Here is a 13,124-nt window from a genome sequence, read left to right on the forward strand (position 1 = left end):
CGTTGAACAAAGTGTTGTATGAACGTAGCAACGCGAATCGAAAACAGGATTTTTCATCAGCGAACTCTTTTATCGCTCGTGAAAAGATGGTACAAACCGTTCTAAATTGATGGTGACATTTATGCTCAACTGGGATGACGAGATCACTGCCGTAACTCCCTCGAGCGGCGCGCAACAGAATGCTTTGCGCAACGCAACGGGACCGGCTGTCGGTTCGCAAGTCGGAACGCGTTCCGCTCCTCATGCTCCCTCGGCTCAAGACGTGTTCGCGAACGACATCGCAGTCGCTCCCGTCACTCATGTTGCCCACGCTGCTGCCGGAACGGCTGCCGTTTCCGAAGCGCGGGTCAACGTCGCCGACAAGCGCATCATCAACGGCCAGACCGACGTCAATCAGTTGGTGCCGTTCAAGTACAAGTGGGCCTGGGAAAAGTATCTGGCGGGTTGCGCCAACCACTGGATGCCGCAAGAAGTGAACATGTCGCGCGACATCGCCTTGTGGAAAGACCCGAACGGGCTGACCGAAGACGAGCGCCGCATCGTCAAGCGCAACCTGGGCTTCTTCGTGACGGCCGACTCGCTGGCCGCCAACAACATCGTGCTGGGCACCTACCGCCACATCACGGCGCCCGAATGCCGCCAGTTCCTGCTGCGCCAGGCGTTCGAAGAGGCGATCCACACGCACGCTTACCAGTACATCGTCGAATCGCTGGGCCTCGACGAAGGCGAAATCTTCAACGCGTATCACGAGGTTTCCTCGATCCGCGCGAAAGACGAATTCCTGATTCCGTACATCCACGTGCTGACCGACCCGGCCTTCAAGACCGGTACGCTCGAGGCAGACCAGACCCTGCTGCGCTCGCTGATCGTGTTCGCCTGTGTGATGGAAGGCCTGTTCTTCTACGTCGGCTTTACACAAATCCTGGCGCTCGGCCGCCAGAACAAGATGACCGGCGCGGCGGAACAGTACCAGTACATCCTGCGCGACGAGTCGATGCACTGCAACTTCGGCATCGACCTGATCAACCAGATCAAACTCGAAAACCCGCAACTCTGGACGGCTGAGTTCCGCGCGGAAATCCGCGAGATCTTCCAGCAGGCGGTCGAACTTGAATATCGTTACGCAGAAGACACGATGCCGCGCGGGGTGCTCGGCCTCAATGCGTCGATGTTCAAGAGCTATCTGCGCTTCATCTGCAACCGCCGTTGCCAGCAGATCGGTCTCGATCCGCTGTACCCGAACGAGGAAAACCCGTTCCCGTGGATGAGCGAGATGATCGACCTGAAGAAGGAGCGCAACTTCTTCGAGACGCGAGTGATCGAATATCAAACTGGCGGCGCGCTGACCTGGGAGTGATCCGGGTTCGTGTTGCAGATGCATTCATCGATGGGGATGCCGTGGGCTTCGGCCGCGGCAAATTTGGTTAGGAGCAGAATCGCCTGATGCAAAGCGTGCCCGGTGCCTTAGCGGCCCACAAACATGACAGGCACTTTGCGAACCCTTCAGTGGGATGGGCAAACTTCCCCCCGGAAAAAGCCGCTGGCGTCACCGCCGGCGGCTCGATCAAGCAATTGCCGGCGTTGAGATTCAACGCCGATCAGATCTGGCGCGCGGTGCCTGTTGGCACGGCGCGCCTTACCGCATTCATTAGCGTAAGCGCGCAGCACCTGCGTACGCCGATGAATAGCCCGCTTCGTAGCGCGCGCCCTGAGAAGCGTCCGCGGGAAGCGGGTTTTGACGAAGGGTGTAGTTTGAACTGACTCTCATCTGAAAACCTGAAGGAGAAAATGATGGCAACTGCAAAGAAAGCCGCCGCCAAGAAACCCGCAGCGAAGAAGGTCGCGGCAAAGAAGGCTGCTCCGGCTAAGAAAGTCGCTGCCAAGAAAGTCGCAGTGAAGAAGGTTGCAGCGAAGAAGGTTGCAGCGAAGAAGGTTGCAGCGAAGAAGGCAGCACCGGCGAAGAAGGTTGCAGCGAAGAAAGCTGCACCGGCCAAGAAGGTTGCAGCCAAGAAAGTCGCAGCGAAGAAAGTTGCTGTGAAGAAGGTTGCAGCGAAGAAGGCAGCGCCGGCCAAGAAAGCCGCAGTGAAGAAGGTTGCAGCGAAGAAGGCAGCACCGGCGAAGAAGGCTGCTGCGAAGAAGGCGGCACCGGCCAAGAAGGCTGCTGCTAAAAAGGCTGCGCCCGCCAAGAAGGCTGCCGCTAAAAAGGCTGCACCTGCCAAGAAGGCTGCTGCGAAGAAGGCTGCCGCTCCTGCCAAGAAGGCTGCACCTGCGAAGAAGGCTGTCGCCAAGAAGGCTGCGCCTGCACCCGCTGCGACTTCTGTCTCGAGCGCACCGGCGGCGACGGTGAAGACCGCGCTGAACCCGGCAGCGGCATGGCCGTTCCCGACGGGCAGCCGCCCGTAAGTGGCAGATAGGCGGTAGATAAGCGGTAGAAGTACTTCGACACGTCGCACGACGTGTTCGATGATCGAGTGGCGCTCAAGCTGTGACGAGCGCTACTCGGTCAGGGTCCCGTTGCCGGTTTCCGGCGACGGGACTTTTTTTGCCCAACGTTTTTGCGCCAGCGCTCACGAGCGATTGGAAACGGTCCGGCTGCAAAACATACAGGCGAAAAAAAACGCATGCACAGGGGAGGGCATGCGTTTGAGGTCGTCGCGGCGGCGTGTAAGCCAGCCGCGCGAGAGGGGAAATTGTCAGTGCGTGACGCGCGTGACGCCGCCGCTGGAGAGAAGCCGCACGCGATCGCCGGCGCGGAACGATTCGCCGGCGGTGGTTTGCTGCGTGATCGCGCGCATGTCGCCGTTGTCGAGTCGCACGGTGATCTCGACACCCGGGCGCATCGCGACTCTGTTCTCGACCGCGTTGCCGGCGACCGCACCGCCTATACCGCCGATGATGCCCGTGGCGACCGAGCCGCGGCCGCCGCCGATCGCGCTGCCAGCGAGAGCGCCCAGCGCGGCGCCGCCGGCCACGCCCAAGCCGCTCGGCTGGCCGTTGTTCGAGCTGATCTGCACGGCGCGCACGCTGTCGACCGTGCCCATGCGGACCGTTTGTTCGCGCTGTGCCTGCGACGCCGTGAAGACGTCGGGAGAAGTGCTGTTGACCGCGCACCCCGACATGGCCAGCGAACCGGCGATCACGGTGGCGACTATCAGGCGACTCGTTGCTCTCATTCCCTGGCTCCCATAGCTCTCGGTATCAGGGCAGGCTGTATCCGAATGCCTGCTTGAACCGTTCGTTGATCTCCGCCCGGCTGGGCGCGTAGTTTTGCGGGCCCTGTTGCTCGATCTTCAACGCACCCATCAGACTCGCGAGGCGGCCTGTGGTGGCCCAGCCAAGCTTGTTCTCGATCCCGTACAGCAAGCCGCCGCGGAAGGCATCGCCACAGCCTGTGGGATCGAGCACCTGCTTGGCCTTGACCGCCGGAATGTCTTCGATACCGCCGGCATGATGAATCTGCGCACCCTGTTCGCCGAGCGTGACGATCAACGCTTCGACCTTGCCGGCGATCTGTTCGATCGACCAGCCGGTCTTGTTGCTCACCAGCTTGGCTTCGTAATCGTTGACAGCTACATACGTGGCAAGTTCAATCATGCGCCGCAGCGTGTCGCCGTCGAACAGCGGCAAGCCCTGGCCCGGATCGAAGATGAACGGCACGCCGGCGGCCGCCAGATGCTCGGAATGCTGAATCATGCCGTCGTAGCCGTCCGGCGCGACGATGCCGAGCGTGATGCCTTGCGCTTCGTCAGCGCGGTTCAGATGCGACTGCATCATCGCGCCCGGATGGAACGCGGTGATCTGATTGTTTTCCAGGTCGGTGGTGATCATCGCCTGCGCCGAGTAGGTGTCCGGCACGACGAGCACGCTTTGCGTCGACAGGCCGAGTTTCTCGAAGCGGTCGATGTAGAGCTGCGCGTCCACCGAGCCGAGCGTGCCCATGATGCGCGCGTCGCCGCCCAGCAGATGCAGCGCGTAGCCGATGTTGCCCGCGCAGCCGCCGAACTCGCGGCGCATGGTCGGCACGAGAAAGCTCACGTTCAGGATGTGGACCTGCTCCGGCAGGATGTGCTCCCGGAAGCGCCCTTCGAAAGTCATGATGTTGTCGTAGGCGAGCGAGCCGCAAATGAGCGTAGCCAAGGCGAGCGTTCCTGTAAAAAACAATTGAAAGATGGCGCGCGACGCTGCGCCAGCGCCGCGCATCACGCGCAGCGCCGGGCTCGTGCGCGAAGGTGTTACTTCAGCGCGGCGAGTGCTGCGTCGTAGTTCGGCTCGTTCTTGATTTCGCCGACCAGCTCAGCGTGCACGACCTTGTCGTTCTCGTCGATCACCACCACGGCGCGCGCCGTCAGGCCGGTCAGCGGGCCGCTCGTGACGTCGACGCCGTACGCTTGCGCGAACTCATGGCCGCGGAACGTGGAGGCCGTGACGACGTTCTCGATGCCTTCGGTCGTGCAGAAGCGCGATGCGGCGAACGGCAGGTCGCCCGACACGACGATCACGGCCGTGTTGGTCAGCCTGGCGGCCGCTTCGTTGAACTTGCGGGTCGAGGTGGCGCAGGTCGGCGTGTCGAGGCTCGGCACGATGTTCAGCACTTTGCGCTTGCCGGCGAAATCGGCGAGCGACACCGGCTTCAGATCTTTGCCGACCAGCGAGAAAGCGGCCGCGCTCTGGCCCACCGACGGGAACGTGCCGGCTACTTCAATCGGGTTGCCACCCAGCGTGACTTGACTCATGTTGTTAAGCTCCGAAAATTCGTCAGTGATGACGGTGAGCACGCCCGGTTATGGCCGGGCGCGCGAGGACGCGTTACGGATAGAAAATCTGTACGCGGAAATTGGAAGCGACCGCCATGCCCGTGTCGAGATGCACGATCATGGTCTGCGTCGTGTGCGCCGGCAGGCCGGCCGCGATCGGCGTGCCCGGCGGCACGTAGTCTTGCGGCCACAGCACGCGCCGCACGGCGACGTTGTTCTGGTCGTCGAGCAACGTGAGTTCGATCGCCGGGTAGGCCAGCGCAATGCCGAAGCGGTTGTGCAGCGGCATCTTCAGTTCGAGCTTGTGCGGGCCGTCGATCTGCCGCAGATCGGACGGTTCGACCAGCAAACCGTCGATGTCGTGCGGTGGCGTGACCTGGCAGCCGAGATGCGCGCAGGCCTTCGCGTACAGCGTCTGCGAGCGCGGCAGATACACCTGCACGGTTTCGCGTTGCCACCACGCGAGTTGCGCGAGCAGCGCGATGATCAACAGCAATCCCAATACCGATGCGCCAATCAGCCAGCCCATGCGCTGCGCGTCGGCCGGGCGGGTTTCGCGCATCACCGGGAAAGGGTCGGTACCGTCGTTCACCGGGTTGACGGAGAAGGGCTCGCCACTGGCTGCGGCTGAGGCCGGGCCGAAGCCGCCTGGGCCGCCGGTGCCTGAGCCGCCCGCGCCTGCGGCCGCGGCCGCGGCCGCGCCGAAACCAGCCGCGCCGAGGCCCGCAGCAGCACCTAAACCAGCAGCGCCGAAATGCGGTTCGTTGTCGGGGATGCCATGCAATCTCGCCGCTTCGTCCAGCGCAGGTTCAGACGCGCGCTCGGTCTTGTGCCAGACCCGCGGCGCTTCTTCCACGGGCGGCTCGGTATCGGCCTGGTACGCGAAGGGTTCGCGCGGCGCGTCTGCCAGCACCGGTTCGTTGTCGGGAGGAAGTGACGTGCGCAAAGCGTCGGCCGGCAACTCGGGCTCGGCGGCGTGGCGCGGCGTGACCGCGACGCCCGCGCCGGTGGAGACCGGCGCGAGCGGCACATTGCCGGCGTTGTGCCGCAGACGGTTGTCGATGGCGGCGTCGGGTGTGGGCGCCCGCGGATCCCATGCTTCGGCGCTGAAGTCGGGGCCTTTCTGACGCACGCCCGACAGCGCCTCGATCGCCGCCGCAGCGGCGACCGGTTTGGCGGTGGAGAAGTCACCGCCCTCGGAGACGTCGAACAGGCTGCTCGACGCGTCGAATACTTCGTGGCAAGTCCCGCAGCGCACGAGGCCGCGGCGCTGCGCGAGCTGCGCCGGTTGCAGACGGAAGACGGTTTCGCAGAAGGGGCAACGCGTCGCCAGGAGCATATTGAGCCGGTAAGCCAGAAGGCCGTTGGTTTGACAATACGCCTTATTCTAATGGCTTTCGCGACGCGTTCCCGTCAGACACACCCAACCCTCGTGTTCGCGCCACACGCCGATATCGATCCAGCGCGCGTAGACCTGCGCGACTTCGTCCGCCTGCCGCGCCAGAATGCCGGACAGCGCGATCCGGCCACCCGGCTTGACCTTCGACGCGAGCATCGACGCCATCAGCTTGAGCGGATTGGACAGAATATTGGCGACCACGATATCAAACTCGCCGGTAGGGCATTCGTCGGGCAAACCGTAGGTGACTTCGGCCCGGTTGCGCTCGCTGTTGTGACGCGCCGACTCGACCGCTTGCGGATCGATGTCGATGCCGTACACCGGATTCGCGCCGCACTTCTTCGCGAGGATCGCGAGGATGCCGGAGCCGCAACCGTAATCGAGCACGGACTGTTCGGGTTGGACCGATTGCTCCAGCCATTCCATGCACAGCCGCGTGGTGGGATGGCTGCCGGTGCCGAACGCGAGGCCCGGGTCCAGTTCCAGCACCAGCGCTTCGGGGTCCGGCGCATCGTGCCACGACGGCACGACCCAGATGCGTTCGCCGATCGGAATCGGATCGAACTGCGACTGCGTGAGCCGCACCCAATCCTGCTCTTCGACTTCACGCACGGTGAACGACGGCGCGGCTGGCAGGCCGATCTCGTTGGCCGCGGCGGTCAGCAGCACCGCCGGCTCGTGTTCCGGCGCGAGCAGCGCGATCACGCGCGAACGCTGCCACGCCGTGCGATCCGGCGTGAGACCGGGTTCGCCGAACAGCGGCTGCTCGTCGGGCGTGTCGGCGTCCGCGTCTTCGACCGATACGGACAACGCGCCCAACTCGAGCAGCGCGTCGGAAAACTCCTCCGCGTGCTCGCGTGCCAGCTCGGCGATCAGTTCCCGGTAGCTCATGACTTACGCTTCTTCCGGCGCGACCTGCAGCTTCGCGGCCAACCGGTTTTCGAGGTAGTGAATGCTGGTGCCGCCTTCGACGAATTTCGCGTCCAGCATCAGCTCGCGGTGCAACGGGATGTTGGTCTGAATGCCTTCGACCACCATTTCCGACAACGCGATGCGCATCCGCTTGATCGCCTGTTCGCGCGTGGTGCCGTAAGCGATCAGCTTGCCGATCATCGAATCATAGTTCGGCGGCACGAAATAGCCGTTGTAGGCGTGCGAATCGACGCGGATGCCGGGGCCGCCCGGCATATGCCACGAGGTCAAACGACCCGGCGACGGAATGAACTTGAACGGATCTTCAGCGTTGATCCGGCATTCGATCGCATGACCCTTGAACACGATGTCGCGCTGACGGAATGCGAGCTTCTCGCCGGCCGCGATGCGGATCTGTTCCTGCACGATGTCGACGCCCGTGATCAGCTCGGTCACCGGATGCTCGACCTGCACGCGCGTGTTCATTTCGATGAAGTAGAACTCGCCGTTTTCGTACAGGAACTCGAACGTGCCCGCGCCCAGATAGCCCATCTTCTTGCACGCGTCCGCGCAACGATCGCCGATCCGGTCGATCAGGCGGCGCGCGATACCCGGCGCCGGCGCTTCTTCGATCACTTTCTGGTGGCGGCGCTGCATCGAGCAATCGCGCTCGCCGAGCCAGATGGCGTTCTTGAACGAGTCGGACAGCACCTGGATTTCGATGTGCCGCGGGTTCTCCAGGAATTTCTCCATGTAGACCTGCGGGTTGCCGAACGCACGGCCGGCTTCTTCACGGGTCATGTTGACCGCGTTGACCAGCGCCGCTTCCGTATGGACCACGCGCATGCCGCGGCCACCGCCACCGCCGGCGGCCTTGATGATGACCGGATAGCCGACCTGGCGGGCAATCTTCACGATCTCTTTCGGATCTTCCGGCAACGCGCCTTCCGAACCCGGCACGCAGGGCACGCCGGTCTTGATCATGGTCTGCTTGGCCGTGACCTTGTCGCCCATCATCCGGATCGTTTCCGGGCGCGGGCCGATGAAGGTGAAGCCGGACTGCTCGACGCGCTCGGCGAAGTCGGCGTTCTCCGACAGGAAGCCATAGCCGGGGTGGATCGCTTCGGCGTCGGTGACTTCGGCCGCGCTGATCAGCGCGGGCATGTTCAGATAGCTCAGATTCGAAGGCGCCGGGCCGATGCAGACCGCCTCGTCGGCGAGCTTCACGTACTTGGCTTCCTTGTCGGCTTCCGAATAGACGACGACCGTCTTGACGCCGAGTTCGCGGCAGGCGCGCTGGATACGCAGCGCGATCTCGCCACGATTGGCAATGAGGATTTTTTCAAACATAGCGGATTTTCGACTCATCGATGGGCACCGGGTTGCTCACAACACCGGCCGCCTCGGAGGATCGGTCGCGCGCTCGGGACAGCGGGCGCGCGGGCGGCGAACACTGCGTGCCGCGTTAGCCGACCACGAACAGCGGTTGGCCGTACTCGACCGCCTGGCCGTTTTCGACGAGGATCTCCTTCACCACGCCGGACTTGTCCGACTCGATTTCGTTGAGCAGCTTCATCGCTTCGATGATGCAGATCGTCTGGCCTTCCTTGACCGTGTCGCCCACCTGGACGAACGGGTCGGCGCCCGGCGACGGCGCGCGGTAGAAGGTGCCGACCATCGGCGAGGTCACCACATGGCCTTGCGGCGCGGCAACCGCCGGCGCAGCCGGGGCGGCGGCGACAGCGGGCGCTTCAGCGCCTGGGAGCGGGGCCGGCTGCGCGTATTGCGGCGCGTACGAGGCGGACGGTTGCACGTAAACCGGCGGCGCATTCTTGACGATGCGCACCTTGCCTTCGCCCTCGGTCACTTCGAGTTCGGAAATACCGGACTCCGAGACGAGGTCGATCAGAGTTTTCAGTTTACGTAGATCCATCAGGAAGCCCCTTTCAATGCGTAAAGTGCCGGCGCGTGCGCGGCCGGCTCAAATTAGTCGTGTTTGGATTCAGCCGCGCGACGAGCCGGCGGCGAGCCGGTCGAGCGCGAATTCGAGCGCGTACAGGTAGCCCTTCCAGCCGAGGCCGCAAATCACGCCCTCAGCCTGGTCGGAGAAATACGAGTGATGCCGGAACGGTTCGCGACGATGCACGTTCGACAGATGAATCTCGACGAACGGGATGCCGACCCCTGCCAGTGCGTCCCGAATGGCCACGCTGGTGTGCGTGTACGCGGCGGGATTGATCAGTATGAAATCGGTTTTTTCAGTCCGGGCGGCCTGGATGCGATCGACCAGAGCGCCTTCGTGATTGCTCTGGAACGACGCAAGCTCGACACCTGCGTCCGCGGCGCGGTCCGCCAGCGCCTGATCGATCTGCGGCAAGGTCACGCGACCGTAGACCTCGGGTTCCCGGGTGCCGAGAAGGTTGAGGTTGGGTCCGTGCAGTACCAGCAGTCGCGTCATGGTCGCTTCTTTTTCCGTGGAATTGGGCGCACTTTAGCGCTGATTAGAGAAACTTGTCTAGTTTCCCGCACGTTCGGAACGATGGCTGCGTCGATCCGCCGCCGCGCCAGGCGCCCATCTTCTCTCAATTTCGCGCGATTTGCGCGCATTTTTGCGCGTTCCGCACCGAATTGAACGTCAAAAGAATGTGAAATTTAAAGCGCGTCGAGCGTCTGTCTAAGCGCGGCCGGGTCGATCTGGCCTAATTTTGTCGAGCGGATATTGCCTTTTGCGTCGATCACGACGGTGAACGGCAGCCCGCCCGCGTTGTTACCGAACGCGCGCGCGAGGTCGGCGCCGCCGAAGCCTGTCACGTAGACCGGGTAGGCCACTTTCACTTTCTGCAGGAATGCCTGCACGTTTTTGTCCGAATCGACGCCAAGTCCGATGAACTGGATGCCTTTCTTCGCGTACTCGCGTTGAAGCTGCGACAGCGCCGGCATTTCCTCGACACAGGGACCGCACCACGAAGCCCAGAAGTTGACGACGATTGCGTGGCCTTTAAGCAAACTTAGCGATTGTGGCTTGCCGTCGACGTTGGTGACCGGCGCGCTCCAGAGTTGCTCGACCGCGCTCTGCTGGGAACCGGCCTGCGCCGCGTGGGCGACTTCGGACCCGTCGTTGAGCCAATGATTGGCCAGCACGCCGCCGCCCGCGGCGATGATGGCGACCAGTGCGCCCGCCAGAATCCGTCTCATGTTCATTGTGGTCTGTCTAATTAGTGGAAGGGGTGGCTTCGCTACTGTCGAGCAGCGCCTGGACCGCCTGCAGATTGGCCCGCGCCGTGCGGCCGCGCGCGTCGGCCCTGACCGCGCCGCGCAGGTCGTCCGTTTCGTACAGTGCGACGTGGATGCCGACCGGCTCCGCGTCGCGCCCTTCGTTCGTGGGGCGCCACAGGAAGCTCAGCGTCTCGACATAGCCACGGCCGGCGAAGTGCCGCGTTTCCGACACGTCGTACTGAATGTTGGCGTTCAGAAAGTAGATCGCGACTTCCTTCGGGTTGTCGCAGAACACCTGAAGATGCACATCCGAGTGTTCGCCCGCTGTGCCGCCGAGCACCGCGCCGGTCAGATAAGGATTGAACGGCGCGAGCCGCTCCATCCAGTCGAGCGCGATAATACGCAGCCGCCGCAGCAGCGCTGGCTGGCTGTCGCCCTGGAAAAGCGACTGATATTCGCGGATTTCCTCTTCGATCTGGTCGTTATCCGGCAGCCATTCGCCGGCAACACGGGTCTCGCCGACGACTTGCCGCGCCGCTTTGCGCTTGGCCGTGGCGTAGTCCAGACCGTCTTCGGCGATCAGGCGCGCAGCCGCGATGGCGATTTCCTCGCGCACGCGCTGCGGATCGAAATGTGATTTGCGAACCATCCGTCAATCATACTAGAGATTGCCGACCGGCCTTTGTGGGCGGGGCGCGCGGAGCGCCGGGCGAGGGCGGCGCGGGTGCGCGTCGATAGGGCGAGCGGAAGCTGTCGGTTACAATAGCGTCCTTTGCGGACGGTCGTTCCGGCCGCTTTGCTGCACTCCCATCCCTCGCAAAAAACGCCCGCGCGGCACGACAGGCTTATGCACATCCACATCCTCGGCATCTGCGGCACGTTCATGGGCGGTCTCGCGGTGCTCGCGCGCGGCGCGGGCCACACCGTGACGGGCTGCGACGCCGGCGTCTATCCGCCGATGAGCACGCAACTCGAGGCGCAAGGCATCCGTCTGATCGAGGGTTACGACGCGGACCAGTTGAACGGCCTGAATGCGGATCTGTTCGTGATCGGCAACGTGGTCTCGCGCGGCAACCCGCTGATGGAGGCGATTCTCGACCGCGGCCTGCCTTACGTCTCCGGCCCGCAGTGGCTCGGCGAGCACGTGCTGAACGGCAAATGGGTGCTGGCGGTGGCCGGCACGCACGGCAAGACCACCACCAGCTCGATGCTGACCTGGCTGCTCGAAGACGCCGGCCTCAACCCGGGTTTCCTGATCGGCGGCGTGCCGCTGAATTTCGGCGTGTCCGCGCGGCTCACCGCTTCGAGCTTCTTCGTGATCGAAGCCGACGAGTACGACACCGCGTTCTTCGACAAGCGCTCGAAGTTCGTCCATTACCGGCCCAAGACGGCGGTGCTGAACAACCTCGAATTCGATCACGCCGATATCTTCCCGGATCTTGCGGCGATCGAAACGCAGTTCCATCATCTGATCCGCACGGTGCCGGGCATCGGCCGGGTGGTGACGAACGGCCGTGAAGACGCGCTCGAGCGCGTGCTGACGCGCGGCTGCTGGAGCGGCGTCGAGCGCTTCGGCGTGCAGGGCGGCTGGGAGACCCTGCCCGCGGAAGACGGCGTGCCGGTCGACGAGCGCTTCGCCGTGTATCACAACAGCGAGCGCGTCGGCGTGGTCGAGTGGCAGGTGCAGGGCGAGCACAACCGGATGAACGCGCTGGCCGCGATCGCCGCCGCGCGTCACGTTGGCGTGCCGCCGGCGCAGGCCGCGAAGTCGCTGGCGAGCTTTCGCAATGTGAAGCGCCGCATGGAAGTGCGCGGCAGCGTCGACGGCGTGACCGTGTACGACGACTTCGCGCATCACCCAACCGCGATCGACACCACGGTGGCCGGGCTGCGCGCGCGCGTCGGCCGCGACAACACGCGGATTCTTGCCGTGCTGGAGCCGCGTTCGAACACGATGAAGCTGGGCGTGATGAAAGCGCAATTGCCCGTCAGTCTGGCCGACGCCGACCTCGTGTTTGGCTACGGCGCGCCGAGCGGCCGCGACGCGCTCGGCTGGAATCTCGGCGCGGCGCTCGCGCCGCTCGGCGGCAAAGCGCAAGCCTTCGACAACCTCGACGCGCTGGTCAAAGCGGTGGTTCACGCAGCGCGCCCCGGTGACCAGATTCTGGTGATGAGCAACGGCGGCTTTGGCGGCGTGCATCAGAAACTGCTCGACGCACTTTCCGCGCGAGGCGCAGCGTGATTCTCTATCTGCACGGTTTCCGCTCGTCGCCCAATTCGTTCAAGGCGCGCGTGCTGGCGGCGCGGCTCGCCGAACTGGGTCGCGCCGACGAATGGTGCTGCCCGATGCTGCCGGTCTCGCCGTTCGACACGGTGGCGCTCGCCGAATCGCTCGCGGCGGCCGCCGGCACGGATCGCGTGACGGTGATCGGCAGCTCGCTCGGCGGCTATTTCGCTACCCATCTGGCGGAAAAGCACGGCTGGCCGGCCGTGCTGCTGAATCCGGCGGTCGTGCCGCAGCGCGACCTGAGCGCCTATCTCGGCGAGCAGCCGCTGTGGCATGGCGGCGGCAGCATCGTCGTCGAGCCGCATCATCTGGACGAACTGCGCGCGCTCGGCGTCGCGTCGATCACGCGGCCCGAACGCTATTATTTGATGGCCGCCACCGGCGACGAAGTGCTCGACTACCGCGAAATGCTCGCGCACTATCCCGGCGCACGCACTACGCTGATCGAAGGAAGCGATCACGCGATCAGCGAGTTCGCGCAATACGTCGACGAGGTGCTGGCCTTTTGCGACGCCGAAGACGTCGAGCCGCCGGCGCCGCGCGAGGCAGCCTGAGG

15 protein-coding genes are annotated in these 13,124 nt (G+C 64.0%); 5 read left to right on the plus strand and 10 right to left on the minus strand.

Annotated elements, in window-relative coordinates:
• Nucleotides 1–121: 121 nt before the first annotated feature.
• The 3 genes from HV744_RS08120 (at nucleotide 122) to HV744_RS08130 (ending at nucleotide 2,403) form a co-directional block, all read left to right on the plus strand.
• On the plus strand, nucleotides 122–1,357 hold the full coding sequence (locus HV744_RS08120) for a ribonucleotide-diphosphate reductase subunit beta (protein ID WP_175149018.1): 1,236 nt from the start codon (nucleotides 122–124) through the stop codon (nucleotides 1,355–1,357).
• Nucleotides 1,358–1,443: 86 nt separating this feature from the next.
• Nucleotides 1,444–1,761, plus strand: a complete 318-nt coding sequence (locus HV744_RS08125; RefSeq protein WP_175149019.1) for a hypothetical protein — start codon at nucleotides 1,444–1,446, stop codon at nucleotides 1,759–1,761.
• A 30-nt stretch (nucleotides 1,762–1,791) separates the two neighbouring features.
• The gene (locus HV744_RS08130) at nucleotides 1,792–2,403 is read left to right on the plus strand and encodes a histone H1-like DNA-binding protein (RefSeq protein WP_175149215.1); all 612 of its coding nucleotides are present in this window, start codon (nucleotides 1,792–1,794) and stop codon (nucleotides 2,401–2,403) included.
• Nucleotides 2,404–2,693: 290 nt separating this feature from the next.
• On the opposite strand, the gene HV744_RS08135 is transcribed toward HV744_RS08130, so the two are convergent.
• From HV744_RS08135 to HV744_RS08180, 10 genes are all read right to left on the minus strand, one after another.
• Nucleotides 2,694–3,173 (minus strand): outer membrane lipoprotein, encoded by a 480-nt coding sequence (locus tag HV744_RS08135; protein ID WP_175149020.1) that lies wholly within the window; start codon nucleotides 3,171–3,173, stop codon nucleotides 2,694–2,696.
• A gap of 25 nt (nucleotides 3,174–3,198) precedes the next feature.
• On the minus strand, nucleotides 3,199–4,137 hold the full coding sequence (locus HV744_RS08140) for a carbohydrate kinase family protein (RefSeq protein ID WP_175149021.1): 939 nt from the start codon (nucleotides 4,135–4,137) through the stop codon (nucleotides 3,199–3,201).
• Between the two features lie 95 nt (nucleotides 4,138–4,232).
• Nucleotides 4,233–4,733 carry a thiol peroxidase gene (gene tpx, locus HV744_RS08145; RefSeq protein WP_175149022.1) on the minus strand — a complete coding sequence of 167 codons (501 nt, stop codon included), beginning with the start codon at nucleotides 4,731–4,733 and terminating at the stop codon, nucleotides 4,233–4,235.
• A 73-nt stretch (nucleotides 4,734–4,806) separates the two neighbouring features.
• Nucleotides 4,807–6,093: a zinc-ribbon and DUF3426 domain-containing protein gene (locus HV744_RS08150; RefSeq protein ID WP_175149023.1), complete on the minus strand. Its 1,287-nt coding sequence runs from the start codon at nucleotides 6,091–6,093 to the stop codon at nucleotides 4,807–4,809.
• Between the two features lie 48 nt (nucleotides 6,094–6,141).
• The gene (gene prmA / locus HV744_RS08155) at nucleotides 6,142–7,044 is read right to left on the minus strand and encodes a 50S ribosomal protein L11 methyltransferase (protein ID WP_175149024.1); all 903 of its coding nucleotides are present in this window, start codon (nucleotides 7,042–7,044) and stop codon (nucleotides 6,142–6,144) included.
• Between the two features lie 3 nt (nucleotides 7,045–7,047).
• A complete protein-coding gene (accC, locus tag HV744_RS08160) occupies nucleotides 7,048–8,415 on the minus strand; it encodes an acetyl-CoA carboxylase biotin carboxylase subunit (RefSeq protein WP_175149025.1) in 1,368 nt (455 codons plus the stop codon).
• Between the two features lie 115 nt (nucleotides 8,416–8,530).
• Nucleotides 8,531–8,998: an acetyl-CoA carboxylase biotin carboxyl carrier protein gene (gene accB, locus HV744_RS08165; RefSeq protein ID WP_175149026.1), complete on the minus strand. Its 468-nt coding sequence runs from the start codon at nucleotides 8,996–8,998 to the stop codon at nucleotides 8,531–8,533.
• A 69-nt stretch (nucleotides 8,999–9,067) separates the two neighbouring features.
• Nucleotides 9,068–9,523, minus strand: a complete 456-nt coding sequence (aroQ, locus tag HV744_RS08170; RefSeq protein WP_175149027.1) for a type II 3-dehydroquinate dehydratase — start codon at nucleotides 9,521–9,523, stop codon at nucleotides 9,068–9,070.
• A gap of 194 nt (nucleotides 9,524–9,717) precedes the next feature.
• Nucleotides 9,718–10,266 carry a TlpA family protein disulfide reductase gene (locus HV744_RS08175; protein WP_175149028.1) on the minus strand — a complete coding sequence of 183 codons (549 nt, stop codon included), beginning with the start codon at nucleotides 10,264–10,266 and terminating at the stop codon, nucleotides 9,718–9,720.
• A 10-nt stretch (nucleotides 10,267–10,276) separates the two neighbouring features.
• Nucleotides 10,277–10,930 (minus strand): UDP-N-acetylmuramate--alanine ligase, encoded by a 654-nt coding sequence (locus HV744_RS08180; protein WP_175149029.1) that lies wholly within the window; start codon nucleotides 10,928–10,930, stop codon nucleotides 10,277–10,279.
• Nucleotides 10,931–11,128: 198 nt separating this feature from the next.
• On the opposite strand from HV744_RS08180, the gene mpl reads away from it, so the two are divergent.
• Together mpl and HV744_RS08190 are read left to right on the plus strand one after the other, a co-directional pair.
• Nucleotides 11,129–12,523 (plus strand): UDP-N-acetylmuramate:L-alanyl-gamma-D-glutamyl-meso-diaminopimelate ligase, encoded by a 1,395-nt coding sequence (mpl, locus tag HV744_RS08185; RefSeq protein ID WP_175149030.1) that lies wholly within the window; start codon nucleotides 11,129–11,131, stop codon nucleotides 12,521–12,523.
• Nucleotides 12,520–13,122, plus strand: a complete 603-nt coding sequence (locus HV744_RS08190) for a YqiA/YcfP family alpha/beta fold hydrolase (RefSeq protein ID WP_175149031.1) — start codon at nucleotides 12,520–12,522, stop codon at nucleotides 13,120–13,122. Before mpl ends, HV744_RS08190 begins: the two co-directional genes overlap by 4 nt.
• Nucleotides 13,123–13,124: the final 2 nt, after the last annotated feature.

The organism is Paraburkholderia ultramafica (assembly GCF_902859915.1).
Taxonomy (GTDB): domain Bacteria; phylum Pseudomonadota; class Gammaproteobacteria; order Burkholderiales; family Burkholderiaceae; genus Paraburkholderia; species Paraburkholderia ultramafica.

Excerpts from the sequence above, each read along its gene's own strand:
- HV744_RS08120 (WP_175149018.1), top strand. The coding sequence starts at position 122 with ATGCTCAACTGGGATGACGAGATCACTGCCGTAACTCCCTCGAGCGGC.
- HV744_RS08125 (WP_175149019.1), top strand. The coding sequence starts at position 1,444 with ATGCAAAGCGTGCCCGGTGCCTTAGCGGCCCACAAACATGACAGGCAC.
- HV744_RS08130 (WP_175149215.1), top strand. The coding sequence starts at position 1,792 with ATGGCAACTGCAAAGAAAGCCGCCGCCAAGAAACCCGCAGCGAAGAAG.
- HV744_RS08135 (WP_175149020.1), bottom strand. The coding sequence starts at position 3,173 with ATGAGAGCAACGAGTCGCCTGATAGTCGCCACCGTGATCGCCGGTTCG.
- tpx (WP_175149022.1), bottom strand. The coding sequence starts at position 4,733 with ATGAGTCAAGTCACGCTGGGTGGCAACCCGATTGAAGTAGCCGGCACG.
- HV744_RS08150 (WP_175149023.1), bottom strand. The coding sequence starts at position 6,093 with ATGCTCCTGGCGACGCGTTGCCCCTTCTGCGAAACCGTCTTCCGTCTG.
- prmA (WP_175149024.1), bottom strand. The coding sequence starts at position 7,044 with ATGAGCTACCGGGAACTGATCGCCGAGCTGGCACGCGAGCACGCGGAG.
- accC (WP_175149025.1), bottom strand. The coding sequence starts at position 8,415 with ATGTTTGAAAAAATCCTCATTGCCAATCGTGGCGAGATCGCGCTGCGT.
- accB (WP_175149026.1), bottom strand. The coding sequence starts at position 8,998 with ATGGATCTACGTAAACTGAAAACTCTGATCGACCTCGTCTCGGAGTCC.
- aroQ (WP_175149027.1), bottom strand. The coding sequence starts at position 9,523 with ATGACGCGACTGCTGGTACTGCACGGACCCAACCTCAACCTTCTCGGC.
- HV744_RS08175 (WP_175149028.1), bottom strand. The coding sequence starts at position 10,266 with ATGAACATGAGACGGATTCTGGCGGGCGCACTGGTCGCCATCATCGCC.
- HV744_RS08180 (WP_175149029.1), bottom strand. The coding sequence starts at position 10,930 with ATGGTTCGCAAATCACATTTCGATCCGCAGCGCGTGCGCGAGGAAATC.
- mpl (WP_175149030.1), top strand. The coding sequence starts at position 11,129 with ATGCACATCCACATCCTCGGCATCTGCGGCACGTTCATGGGCGGTCTC.